Genomic DNA, 12,738 nt, shown 5'->3' on the forward strand with positions numbered 1-12,738 from the left:
AAGTGTGAGTTGTTAGGAGAACTCCCAGGTAAGAGCTTTTTCAACCCGGCAAAGTTATCAATGGGATTGCTAGTAGTTGCAAGTCCAACTTCCCCGATCTTAATTAGACTTATTGGCAGCTTGGCGACTAGACCAATCTAGGTACTGTTGTTAGCGGCTTTGTTGCCGTTGTTGGCGAATCGCGTTTGTAGCGGCTTGGTGTTCTTGTAGCGTCCGACTAAACACATGGGTGCCATCGTAGCGAGCCACAAAAAAGAGGTAGTCTGTTTTTTCAGGATTGAGAGTGGCTTTGAGACTTCCTAAGCCAGGGCTGGCGATGGGAGTTGGGGGCAATCCTGCGTTGAGATAAGTATTGTACGGGGAGGCTGTTCTCACCTGAGCCAAAGTTAAGGGCTGATCCGCTGTTTGCCGAATGCCGAGTCCATACTCAACTGTTGGATCGGATTCCAGTCTCATCCCTTTCTGAAGGCGTTGTGTAAACACACCAGCAATCTGAGGGCGTTCGACCGGAATCACTGCCTCTTTTTCGACAATACTAGCCAATGTCACCCATTGAAGAAGAGGTATCTGGGTTTTGTTTGGCGCTTGTTGATAGATGGGGAGTGCCACCTGTTCAAAGCGATCTAGCATTTGTTTGATGATGGCTTGGGGGGTGATGCGATCGCTATTTAGCTTGTAGGTATCCGGGTACAAAAAACCTTCTAAATAAGGCAAATCCGCAGGTAGCCAAGGATACTGGTCTTTGGGAATCTGAGTTGCGGCAGTGAGAAATTCTTCGCTTTTGAAAAATCCCTGAGATTCAAAGTAAGCCGCCATTTGCTGAAGCGACCATCCTTCAGGGATTGTGAAGGAAAGCTGCACTACATCGCCCGTCCAAATTTTATCAGCGATCGCTGGCAGCGGCTGGGTGGGTGACAACTGGTAAGTCCCAGCTTTAAACCCACCCGGTCGCTTTTGCAAGTCCAACCAAAACGTCCATAGCTTCCAAGCATCAGCGGAGCGAATCAACCCTGCTGCTTCTAGATCGCGCCCTATCTGCTGCGCCGAGGTTCCTTGAGGAATCCGGATTAGCACTGATGTATCTTTTCCAGCATTCGCTGACGGTTGAGTTTCGGCAACGGGGGGCGCACTCGCCCAGCTCCACCACGCCCAACCCTGCCATGCACAGAGTCCAAGCGTTGCTGGGATTAAGGCGAGATAAAACGTCCATTTGGAGATGCGTTGGATTGCTTTCATCTTGATTGCGGGTAACAACCGCTGTCATGGAATTAAGAAGGCAAAATTAAAAATTAAAAAAAGAAAATTCTTCATATTTAATTTTCAATTTCTAATTTTTAATTCTTTACCTATTCCATTTCATCAAATAGCTGATCTTCCAGCAGCGGTTGCACTTTTTTAAATTCCTCAGGGGAAAGTAGCACTGGTTCACCCGCACTATTAATCCGCGCAAACAGTAGCAGCGGATCTAGAGGCGTGTATATTGTGTATTCTTGTTCTTTGTGATAAAAGCTGGCTAGAAACTGAAATTCCTCTGGTTCGAGCTGAGTATCGTCATCTTCGATTTCCAAGGTGAGGATTTCTTCCTCTTCAACCGCAGGCAGTTCACCGGCAACAGTCAGAGCAAATGCGGTTCGCTTTAAGGCGAGATTCCGCTCTGCCAGGACTGCTTGAGCCGTAGGAAAAACTTCGTCAATTTCGGCGTCGTCTTCGACTAAGGTGGCTTCTTCCTCCTCCTTCTCCTCGTCCCACGCCACAATTTCTACAGGTGAATCTACCGGCAGGAGGATGACGTATTCTTCACCATCTACTTCTATTGAATGCTCAATGTAACAACTAAGCGATCGCCCGGATTCATCCGTCAACGAGACGGTTTGGACGGAAGACCCATTCTCTTCAGGGGGTTGGGATGAGAACATTGCAGATATGCTGCTATCAACGTGAGATTGTGGACTAAAAAACTCCAACCCCAAAGTTTGCACACCGTGGGGAAGTAGCTTGCAAAAATCAGGATATCACGGCATAAGAGTTGTAGAGACGCCATACGTCAAGGAGGGACAATTTATCAATTGTCCCTCCTTGAGTTGAAAGATTCTTCCAAGCAATAGATTCGGTTACTGACAGACAAACACCTTCGCTTCGTACTCTGGCAAGTCAACTAGAGAGCCATCCTCTCCAGCTTCGATGCGGGAGTTATTCATCCAATCCTGCCACGTCCCAGAGGATGGGAAGTTAGGAATGCGATACCCTGACAGAGACTTATCTGAGAAATTCGCCACAACAACCACACGGGAAGCGGGTTCGTTCCAACGGTAGTACGCCAAAACTTTTGCCTCTGGATTTTCGTGAAAATACTCAATGTTGTCGCTACAAAGAGCCAGATTTTCTTTCCGGAGAGCGATTAATCTTTTGTAATACTCAAACAAATCTTGATTTAAGTCTTGTGACAACAAAGGCCAAGCAATTTTCTTGGGCTGAGTCACGTTTTCACTTTTGCGCTGGTATTCTCCAAACTCTTCTCCCATCCAGAGCATTGGCACACCTACCGCCGTCATTAACAAAACAGCTCCTAACTTCGCTCTGCCAAATGCGGCTTTGTCAAAAATCCCGCGATCGCCTAATTCTCTCATCAAGCGTTGGCGGTCGTGAGTTGCCAAATAATTCACTACATTCGTAGCAGCCGTATAACCCTGCCTTCTGGGATCTAAAACTTCCTTCAGTTTTTCTAATTCAAACATTTCGCCACAAATATGTGGAAGCACAAAGTAGCGAAAACTTTCATGCCAACAACCATCCAGCGGACCTTCTGGATAAACTACAGTTTTGGTATCAGGAATATGTTCGGCAATGTTGTAGAACGGCTTAGGAGCAGTATTTTTCTTGGCTTGCTTCGCAAGCCAATCCAAAAATTCATAATTTGCCAATTGGCGCACGGCATCAAAGCGAATCCCATCAACGTGATATTCCTGAACCCAGAAACGCACCACATCTCCGACGTATTTCCAAGCAGGCTTAACGTCTAACTTTTCGTCGTAGTTGTCGTAGTTAAATTCTGGTCCCCAGTAATTACCCGGGTCTTCTGGATAATGCATATGCTCGTAGTACCAGTAATTCCGGTCAATCAGCATTAACGGGCATTCTTCATCTGTGTGGTTATAAATCCCATCCATGAAAACGCGAATGCCTCGACCATGACACTCGTCAATAAACCGCTTCAAATCTTCTGTGGAGCCGTAACTGGATTCTGTAGTGAAGTAGTGGCGGACTGTATAGCCCCAATTGTAATCACCGGGATACTCATTTACTGGCATCAACTCGATAGCATTAATGCCGAGTTCGCTCAAATGATCTAACTTAGCGATCGCGTCTTGGTATTTGCCTCGCTGGTGTGGGTCATCTTCACCACCGGAAAAATCTGCAACGTGCATTTCATAGATGACTAATTCGTGATTGTCTGGCAAGAGCGTATCGTCATGCTGCCAAACGTAAGTATCAACAATTCGCTTCCCATCTTTGACCCGTGCGACACTGTGGCCTCTTGCTTCATCAACGTCTGTAGCGTATGGGTCGATTACATCCACCCATTGATCGGGTTCAAATTTTGGGCTTTTCGATTGAACTCGAAATTTATATTGATAAATGCCATCCTCCAAGTCTACCTGGGTTCGGAAATATCCATCCTCACCTTTTTCCATTGGAATGTTTTTCCAGTTAGAAAAAGAGCCGATTAACGCCGCTCCTTGGTTGCGAGGAGCAAATAAATTGAATTCGACTGCTGCCATAAAAGCTTTTAATGAAGTAGATTCGCTTACTTAGTTGACCAATGGTTCTTTGCAAACATTTTTAAAGCCTGCATTTATAATTTTAAAGTTTAGTAATGAATTATACTGAATTATCTATCTTGAGAAATAGCAGAACATTAATCAAGTTTGTATCTTCAAAAACAAAATTAACTAACTTCCGGATTTTTATATCTGGAGAAGTAGACAAAAACTATTTTCTAAACTTTAAGAGATAGGTTTAAAAAGACTGCAAATAAGGCTAGCGAGAGATGTCAATTCAGGGATGAATAGGGAAGATCGGGTCATAAATAACAGCTCAAAGGAGCTGAAGATGAGTACATTACAATGGATTCCCCTACTTTCTACTCTTAGTCTCGGTCTTGCATTTATCATGCTTGCTTACTGCTTTGCAGCAGTTACTATCTAGTTTTTCCTAGAAAGAGATTGTCTGATTAATCAATTATTTCTAAGTTGAATTAAGGAGTTTCAAATGTTGAAACAAATGTGTTGGTTGCCAGCGATGGGAGTCAGTGGAGAAAAGTTGTTGCATTTACGAACTGCACCCAATCAACCGTGGCGACCTTATACGGCTTTTCCCGAATATGCTGTACCAGACTATCCAGTTCCAGGCGGTTCTAAGGGTTGGGCAACCTACCAAAAATTAAGATGCGAAGGTTGGGCTTTAGCACCCAGTACGCAGAGCCAGCAACTGAAAAGTGCTTAAAATTATCCACTGATTTTTAGGCAATGTATCTAATAGAGTTGTTGCTTCATTAGCCTTATGGGTTTCGGCTCTTACCTCTAGTAAGGGTTGAAACTTCGCTTCTTAAAAAGCAAGGCTCTAATCAATACTTCTTTTAGGAAATAATTGTTTTCCTAAACCTATCCATTTAATACCGTTCGAGTTGTGAGGCAGTATATTAACGAATAATTCAATTCCCCAATCCACGCTGCGCCATAGCAGAGCATTAGCGCAGCGGCTAACGGGGAGTAAAACGAGACTGGCAGGTTCACTGTATAGACACAGTAGTTTTTTGCTTTTTTAAGGGCGGCAAAGAGAAGCTACTGTTCAAGGCTTTAGCAAGTTTCGATTACTGCCAAACTAATACTTTGGCTTCGTAACTTCCTAAGTCGAGCTGGATGCCATCCTCCCCTGCTTCGACATCATAATCGCCAGTCCATTCGTGCCAGGTTCCTGCTTCGGGGAAGTTAGGAACGTGATAGCCTCCTAGGAAATTGTCAGAGAAGTTTGCAACAACGACAACACGAGAACCCTCGCCATTCCAGCGGCTGTAGGCTAATACCTTTGCTTCTGGATCTTCATGGATAAAGTCAATATTTTCGGTGTAGAGGGCATGATTATTTTTACGGAGATGAATCAAGCCTTTGATAAACTCAAACATCCCGCGATTGAGGTCATGACCTAAGAGCGTCCAATCAATTTTTGCTTGTTCAGTTGTTTTGTATTTATACTCTCCGAACTCTTCACCCATCCACAGCAGAGGTACGCCGACAGCGGTCATATTGATGACAGAACCTAACTTTCTCCGCTTAAATGCTTCTTCATCCAAAATGCCGCGATCGCCTAACTCAGCTAAAACATGATTGTGGTCGTGATTCGTCAGGTAATTCACAACATTCGTAGCACCCATGAAGCCTTGCCGCTTGCAGTCAATGGCATCCTTGAGACGCTCTAAGTCAAAGGTATCGCCGCAGATATGTTCTAGAATGCAGTGATAGAAACTGTCATGCCAGCAGCCATCCATTGGTCCATCTACATTCGTAATGCTGGGGGTTTCAGGAATGTGTTCGGCAATATTGTAAAACGGCTTTGGCCCAGCTGCATTTTTTGCTTCCTGAACAATCCAGTGCATGAAATCGTAGTTGGCAATTTGTCTGGCTGCATCGTAGCGAATGCCATCAATGTGAAATTCCTGAATCCAAAAGCGCACGGTATCGCCAACAAACTTCCATGCAGGCTTAAGATCTAGATTTTCATCATAGTGTTCATAGTTAAACTCTGGCCCCCAGTTATTATCAGGGTCGCGCGGAGAATGATGGTACCAATAATCGTGGTCTATTTGCGTCAGTGGACTTTCTGCTTCTGAGTGGTTAAAAATTCCGTCCATAATGACGCGAATTCCACGACCATGACACTCATCAATTAGGTTTTTTAACCCTTCAGTTGTGCCATAACTGGATTCTGTAGCAAAGAAGTGACGAGGATTATAGCCCCAGCTATGGTCCCCTGGATACTCCTTCACTGGCATTAACTCAATGGCATTAACTCCTAACTCGCATAGGTAATCTAATTTTTCTACAACGTGTTCGTATTTGCCTCGGGCGTAGGGATCATCTTCACCACCGGAGAAGTCGCCAACGTGCAATTCGTAAATGACTAATTCGCGATCGCTTGGCAGTGGCTTATCGTCATGTTGCCAAACGTATGTATCCACAATCCGCTCACCATCTTTAATTCTCACAACACCGTTTTGGGTGGGATTATCAATATCGGTGGCATAGGGGTCAACTACCTCTATCCATTGATCCGGTTCAAAGAACCAAGATTTGGATTGAACACGGAATTTGTATTGATAAACTCCATCTTCCAGTTCAACTGTGGTACGGAAATAACCATCATTACCTTTTTTCATTGGGATGCTTTCCCAGTTAGAAAAATCCCCAATTAAAGCAGCTCCATTGTTATAGGGAGCAAATAAATTAAATTCAATCGGAGTTGCCATAGAAGTGTTTGGAGTTTGATGAAAAAAATGCTTAGAGCAGTATTTTCTCCTTTTCATCCCGCTGAGGTATCGTTCTTGAGAAATAAAGTTGCCTCTGGTGCCCTAATTCCCAGGAGAGAAGTGGTAATGAATGCTAAAGGTAATTTAAGCTGAATTTCAGCGATTAATAGCGATTAATGCCGAATTTAGCGTTATTGTTGCGATCGGTTGTAGAAAAAATTTACCTATTTCAGCCAACTGAAATAGGGGAGAACCCCACCCCTGCGTCCCTTTGTAAGCGACTACTGTGTATACACATCTAGGCAAGAAGCTAAAGACCAACCGAGACACAGAGAATCAAACTGTCGCAGATCCTGAAAAAGAGTGGCAATTTCGGTAGTCCGTTGGCTCTACTAGCCGAGTCAACCGTCTAGTAGAGCAATCAAGTTGCCTAAGCCAACCTTAGGGGAGGACAAGGAATTCGTTGTTTTGGGATGCGACTATTAAGCGACCATTAAGTGTGGGTGTAAGCTCTGTGAGGCAATGCTGCTGGGCATCACAGAAGATGACTGTTGCTGATTGAGTGACATCTTCAAGCCTTTGAGGAATTGAAGCAGACGCACAGCAGCAGACAACGCTAACACACACAGACGTTGAATAGCTGCTCCAGATTCGAGTTGGGTTGCTTCCTGATTCAACCGGCTTTGTTTGAGAGTGGCAAACAGTATATCTCTAGCGATCGCTATGGATAGAAATTAAGCTTTCACACATCAAAGTTGTACATCATGCAAACCATAAAACGAGCAAAATGCCGGATGCTCTGTTTATGCAGGCTAAAAACCCAAAATTTTCCCTAATTGTTCGCCTTTTAAAGCTGATAGCCAATCGCTCGCAGTTACAATGAAAATCATGAATAAAAATTAAGCTTTTTCTCATTTTTCCTGTTAACCTCCATCAATGAGCGCCACTCCATTGTCAGATGTGCTGTTGGCGGAATCATCCGCACCAACTTCTCCGGCTTCTCGTCTTACTAAAATTCTCAATCGACTCGAACCCTCACCCGAAAGCGTCGTCCTGCTGTTGGCTGTACTAATTGGCACCGGCACCGGGATGGGCGTTGTCACGTTTCACTATTTAATCACTGTCATCCACAGCTTGATGCTGGAAGGGGTGATGGGGATAATTGGAGGCTGGGGTGCCTGGACTTTAGCTTGTATTCCCATTTTGGGAGGATTAATCGTCGGTTTAATGCGTCTTGCTTGGCCCGATTTTGGGCCGAGTATTTCTTCGCTGATTGCCGCTGCCCAAGGCGTCCGAGAGTTGCTACCCCTGCGACCCGTCACCAAGATGGTAGCCGCTGCTGTTTCCCTCGGCAGTGGAGCCTCTTTAGGCCCAGAAGGGCCGAGCGTGGAAATTGGCGGTAATTTTGGAATGCTGCTCGGTCAAGTGCTGCAAGTCTCCAGAGAAAGGCAGCAGTTACTCTTGGGTGCTGGAGCAGCGGCGGGTCTGGCGGCGGGTTTTAACGCACCGATTGCCGGGGTTTTCTTCGCCTTAGAGGTGGTCTTGGGAACCACCTTTGCAACTTCAGCGGTTAGCGTCGTGTTGCTGGCAGCAGTTGTGGCGTCTTTAATTGCTCAGATTGGTTTGGGTGCCCAACCAGCTTTTACGCTGCCCGTCTATGAAGTCCGCAGTCCTCTAGAATTACCGCTTTATCTAGGATTGGGTGTATTAGCAAGTTTGGTGTCGCTGACCTATACCCAGTCGATTCAACTGGCTCGTTGTTTCTTTCGGGGACAGATTGCCGGTCTTGAGTGGCTGGGAAAGATACCGCGATCGCTTTGTCCGGTAATTGGTGGTGCCTGTTTGGGCTTGGTTGCTTTGCAGTGGCCCCAAATTCTGGGAATCGGTTACGAAACGATTGCCGCCATGCTTCAGGATGTGGATTTTCCGTTAGGGTTACTCCTCGTCCTACTAGTGGTCAAGCTGATCGTGACGGCGATTAGTCTGGGTAGCGGTTTGGTGGGGGGTATCTTTGCCCCTGCCATGTTCCTCGGTGCTTCTTTGGGGGCAGCGTATGGAAAAATTCTGGCAGCGATGCTTCCAGGCGCACCGATTCAGATTGCCGCACCTCCGGCTTACGCAATGGTGGGAATGGCAGCCGTTCTTGCTGGCAGCGCTAGGGCACCCCTGACAGCGATACTGTTAATGTTTGAGCTAACGCGCGACTACCGGATTGTTTTGCCGCTGATGGCAGCAGTCGGTTTGAGCATTTGGCTGGTGGAGCGCTTTAAGTCAGCGCCAACGAAAGGTCAAAATCTCCAACAGCTGGAACTCAATGTGGAGAAAGACCAGCAGCTAGAAATTTTGCAACAAATGTTAGTTGCAGAAGCAATGCAAGTACCAGGTTTGATGCTAAGTGGTTCTTTATCAGTATTAGAGGCAGGTTTAGCTTTAACCAATGGTCGCTGCCGCAGCGCTTTAGTCATTGATGATGCCGAGCAGTTAATTGGCATCGTCACTTTACAGGATATTAATCGAGCAATGTCTACAGCTCGAACGCCAGTTACCGCTCCTACTGAAACCGTAGAAACAAACAACGTTCTTTGCAATGTCTCGAACAATTTAACCAGTCAACTGGCTCATCAGCCAGTTGCTGACATCTGTACTACTGAAATTCTGTATGCAAACCCTGATGAATCGGTAGCAGAAGCGATAGACCGGATGGCAGCACGCGGTCTCCACCAGTTACCCGTCGTTGACCGCGATCGCCCCCAACAAGTGTTAGGTGTGCTGGAACAAGAGGGAATCGCTTTAGCTTATAGTGTCGCTGCCACTCGCAAGACACTGCGCCGCTATCTTCCCCTCAATCCAGTGTCGAAAGAGTTAAATTTACCGCCCCTCAAGCAAACAGTTTGAAAATTTAGAGAATCGTTAATGAGTCATTGGTTACAAATCAATGACTCATTACGAATAACTGCTAACTAAAACTAAAGTTTTAGGATGCCTCTTCCAATTCTTCGTCTTCAGCGCCTTCTTCTCTATCCAGTTGCCGCAGATGAATGTGCTTCCGTCCCAGAGAGATTTCAAACTCATCCCCTGCCCTTAGACCCATTTGTTTGGTGTAGGCAGAACCAATCAGTAAGTTGCCGTTCGATTGCACGCTAATTTTATAGCTGGCACTTCGACCGCCACGTCCGTTACCATTTTGTTTGCCGTCTAACTCAATTCCTTCAGCATCAATGAGAGCATTCAGGAACTTCATCATATTCACCCGCTCTACACCGCTTTTGGTAACAGTGTAGTAACCGCAGGCTCTAGCCTTTTCTTCTTTGCTGAGGTTTTCTAGCTCTTTAACTTTCTTGACTAGCGCTTCCCCCGTTAAGGGATCGATCTTTTTCTTTTTATTCATCAACTTGGAGCGAAAAGTAAGGAATAGCGAGTGTGTACAGTGTTTTCGACTGACTGTTTCTAAGCTAATTTTAGCTTAGCTTTATATCAGCTCATAAAACTATATCATACGGATTGGGGAAAGCTAGTTCAATAAGATCGATAATTTATTCACTACTAACCTTTTTAATCCAAGTTCTTGCTTAAGCATAAATATCTGTGCCTTGCGAACAACCGATGCATCTCGATGATCGGAGTTCCTCACAGCATCAACCTGAGAAAAAATGAAGGGGTACGCTGTAGGGTAGTCGTTAGTCTATCATTAGCGATCGCTTCTGAGCTGTTTTTTTTTCCATTGACTACCGCCTCATGACCACTGACTAATTATCCATTACCCTAAGGAATATTTTCCAGTATGAAGCTGACAACCCGCGGACACTACAGTGTTAAAGCACTGCTGGATTTGAGTCTACAACCTGGGTATGGACCAACTTCTGTAAAAGCGATCGCAACTCGGCAAGACTTACCCGCACCCTATCTGGAAAAATTGTTGATAGAGTTACGTCGATCTGGGTTAGTCCAATCAGTTCGAGGTGCCCAGGGGGGGTATCAACTATCCCGCGTCCCAGCACAAATTTCCCTAGGACAAATATTAGAAGCAGTCGGTGAAACAATTGAACCGCTGCCTCGCCATACCCCAGATGCAGAGCTTGCTGAGGATTGGGTAACGTTTACACTTTGGCACCGATTGCATCAAAAACTTAAAGAAGCGTTGTACAGTATTACACTGGCAGACCTTTACTATGACGCTCGCAGTTGGCAAGCAGCCCAAGGCGAAGAAACCAGTTTTGTTGTATAGAAACTGTCAGCGGATCTCTAGCAGCTTTGGTGTTGTGAATTTCCAAGATTTATTTGCCGCAGTCCTGCTTTCTCATTCCTCAGTCCTATCATTAGCGATCGCTTCCCTTTTTGATTACATCATCGGCGATCCGTGGGGTTGGCCTCACCCAGTCCGAGTCATGGGCTGGCTAATTTCTCGCTACAGCCAGATGGCTTTCCAATTATTTAGTCATCCTCTCACGCTCCGATGGGCTGGAGTAATTTTAGGAATTGGGCTGATAACTGGCAGCTACGGGATGGGGTGGTTAATCGTTCACGCAGCGAACTGGGTGCATCCTTTTTTAGGAATTGCGATAGAAAGTATTTTACTCGCCAGTTGTTTCGCCGGTCGAAGTTTGAGAGCTGCTGCTGAAGATGTCTTGCAACCTCTAAATGAGAACGATCTTGTCGCGGCGCGTTCTAAGTTAAGCCAATATGTAGGGCGTGATACCGAAAATCTTCATAAAACAGAAATTCTTCGGGCTGTTTTGGAAACCGTCACAGAAAATGCTACCGATGGAGTAATGGCACCCCTTTTTTATGCGATTATCGGGGCATTTTTACCTTTACTAGGAACGGTTCCTCTCGCCCTTGCCTATAAAGCCGCCAGTACCCTAGATTCAATGGTCGGCTATCGAGAAGCACCCTACACCGATTTGGGTTGGTTTAGTGCCAAATTAGAAGATATCCTGACTTGGTTGCCCTGCCGATTCACGGTGATTAGCTTGGCTTTACTATCTAGAAAACCTGGGTATGTTTGGAGTATTTGTCAACGCGATGCGACGAAAGATCCTAGTCCCAACTCTGGCTGGAGTGAGTGCGCCTATGCAGCAATTTTGGGCGTTCAGGTGGGGGGCACAAATTGGTATCGTGGCGTTGCTAAACACAAAGCCTTACTGGGAGATGACCTCCAGCCTATCAATGCAGAATGCATTCAACAAGCCTTGCAGTTAACACGATATAACTTTTTGATTTGGTTGGGGATAGCGAGCGCTATCTTGCTGCTGTTGGGGTTTAGAAATGGGCGCTCGCTTGGAATCAACTTGATGACTTTTTAATCGCCCTATCAGGTGAACTCAACGGGCGATGGCTACTGAATAGGTGTAAGCATATCTTTGAATATAGAGCAACCAGTTGAAAGGTAATCAATCACTGATTCATCTGGGAAAGCGATCGCACTTTTTAGTGATTGGTCAAGTGAAATGCCAATGAGGAGATGCGACCCAAAAACTTAACCCCCGCTAAACCACGGAAGCGATCGCCTAAGTCTGACCTACGAAGTCATCATCTGCGACTAAAACGATGGAAACTCTTGCATATCTTCATTTATCTGCCAATTACGAAGACCCTAACTCGGAGCCTCACCAATTTAAATTGTTCCAAAATCGGAACCCGCTTCCAAGTTCAGCATGGATTCGATTACTATCCGTTGCCCTTGCCTTATCCGTTATCGGGACAGCCGGTCATGCATTAGCACTCCAGAGAGGGAATAGCGGTTCTCAAGTCGCCACGCTTCAGAGAAATCTGAAAATCGCAGGCTTCTATAACGGCCCGGTTACTGGATACTACGGTCAATTGACGCAGGCATCCGTCAGCAGTTTTCAGCGAGCGGTTGGACTGAGAACCGATGGCGTTGCAGGCTCTCGAACTCTAGCAGCTCTAGAAAATCGGGGTGGTAATTATGATGAACCGATTACGGGGGGTGGTTTTGGCAGCAGCACCCTGAAACGCGGCAGCAGCGGTTCCTCCGTAACGAGGCTTCAAAATACTTTGAAAGCCTTAGGCTATTACAACGGGCCAATTACTGGATACTATGGTCGGTTGACTGAGACCTCCGTTACAAGATTTCAGCAAAGCAGAGGGCTATTCGCTGACGGAATAGTTGGGCAAAGAACGAAAGCAGCACTTGCCGCGGACTAATCTTATATAGCTTGATGAGATTGAGCTATCTATAACTCAATGACATAACT

11 protein-coding genes are annotated in these 12,738 nt (G+C 45.7%); 5 read left to right on the forward strand and 6 right to left on the reverse strand.

Annotated elements, in window-relative coordinates; translation table 11 throughout:
• Positions 1 to 150 precede the first annotated feature (150 nt).
• The 3 genes from mltG to NDI44_RS08335 all read right to left on the reverse strand — a co-directional run bounded on the left by mltG (position 151) and on the right by NDI44_RS08335 (position 3,779).
• On the reverse strand, positions 151 to 1,236 hold the full coding sequence (mltG, locus tag NDI44_RS08325) for an endolytic transglycosylase MltG (protein WP_190410786.1): 1,086 nt from the start codon (positions 1,234 to 1,236) through the stop codon (positions 151 to 153).
• Positions 1,237 to 1,346: 110 nt separating this feature from the next.
• Positions 1,347 to 1,916 carry a DUF3727 domain-containing protein gene (locus tag NDI44_RS08330; RefSeq protein ID WP_190410787.1) on the reverse strand — a complete coding sequence of 190 codons (570 nt, stop codon included), beginning with the start codon at positions 1,914 to 1,916 and terminating at the stop codon, positions 1,347 to 1,349.
• A 195-nt stretch (positions 1,917 to 2,111) separates the two neighbouring features.
• Positions 2,112 to 3,779, reverse strand: a complete 1,668-nt coding sequence (locus NDI44_RS08335; protein ID WP_190410788.1) for an alpha-amylase family glycosyl hydrolase — start codon at positions 3,777 to 3,779, stop codon at positions 2,112 to 2,114.
• Positions 3,780 to 4,269: 490 nt separating this feature from the next.
• Between NDI44_RS08335 and NDI44_RS08340 the strand changes: the two genes are divergently transcribed.
• Entirely contained in the window at positions 4,270 to 4,503 is a 234-nt protein-coding gene (locus NDI44_RS08340; protein WP_190410789.1) for a hypothetical protein, read from the forward strand.
• 367 nt (positions 4,504 to 4,870) lie between these two features.
• On the opposite strand, the gene NDI44_RS08345 is transcribed toward NDI44_RS08340, so the two are convergent.
• Together NDI44_RS08345 and NDI44_RS08350 are read right to left on the reverse strand one after the other, a co-directional pair.
• Positions 4,871 to 6,523, reverse strand: a complete 1,653-nt coding sequence (locus NDI44_RS08345; RefSeq protein WP_190410790.1) for an alpha-amylase family glycosyl hydrolase — start codon at positions 6,521 to 6,523, stop codon at positions 4,871 to 4,873.
• 482 nt (positions 6,524 to 7,005) lie between these two features.
• Positions 7,006 to 7,200 (reverse strand): hypothetical protein, encoded by a 195-nt coding sequence (locus NDI44_RS08350; RefSeq protein WP_190410791.1) that lies wholly within the window; start codon positions 7,198 to 7,200, stop codon positions 7,006 to 7,008.
• Positions 7,201 to 7,459: 259 nt separating this feature from the next.
• On the opposite strand from NDI44_RS08350, the gene NDI44_RS08355 reads away from it, so the two are divergent.
• The gene (locus tag NDI44_RS08355) at positions 7,460 to 9,418 is read left to right on the forward strand and encodes a chloride channel protein (RefSeq protein WP_190410792.1); all 1,959 of its coding nucleotides are present in this window, start codon (positions 7,460 to 7,462) and stop codon (positions 9,416 to 9,418) included.
• A gap of 79 nt (positions 9,419 to 9,497) precedes the next feature.
• Here the strand turns inward: NDI44_RS08355 and NDI44_RS08360 are convergent, their stop codons facing one another.
• Positions 9,498 to 9,911, reverse strand: coding sequence for an AbrB family transcriptional regulator (locus tag NDI44_RS08360; RefSeq protein WP_190410793.1), 414 nt, complete (start codon positions 9,909 to 9,911; stop codon positions 9,498 to 9,500).
• 393 nt (positions 9,912 to 10,304) lie between these two features.
• On the opposite strand from NDI44_RS08360, the gene NDI44_RS08365 reads away from it, so the two are divergent.
• From NDI44_RS08365 to NDI44_RS08375, 3 genes are all read left to right on the forward strand, one after another.
• Complete coding sequence (locus NDI44_RS08365) at positions 10,305 to 10,748, forward strand: Rrf2 family transcriptional regulator (protein ID WP_190410794.1); 444 nt, start codon at positions 10,305 to 10,307, stop codon at positions 10,746 to 10,748.
• Positions 10,693 to 11,826 carry an adenosylcobinamide-phosphate synthase CbiB gene (gene cbiB, locus NDI44_RS08370; RefSeq protein WP_190410795.1) on the forward strand — a complete coding sequence of 378 codons (1,134 nt, stop codon included), beginning with the start codon at positions 10,693 to 10,695 and terminating at the stop codon, positions 11,824 to 11,826. The genes NDI44_RS08365 and cbiB overlap by 56 nt, the downstream gene beginning before the upstream one ends.
• A 244-nt stretch (positions 11,827 to 12,070) precedes the next feature.
• Positions 12,071 to 12,688 carry a peptidoglycan-binding protein gene (locus NDI44_RS08375; RefSeq protein ID WP_190410796.1) on the forward strand — a complete coding sequence of 206 codons (618 nt, stop codon included), beginning with the start codon at positions 12,071 to 12,073 and terminating at the stop codon, positions 12,686 to 12,688.
• The last annotated feature ends 50 nt before the right edge of the window (positions 12,689 to 12,738 follow it).

Origin of the sequence: Trichocoleus sp. DQ-A3 (assembly GCF_039961975.1) — a bacterium.
Classification (GTDB): Bacteria; Cyanobacteriota; Cyanobacteriia; order Cyanobacteriales; family FACHB-T130; genus FACHB-T130.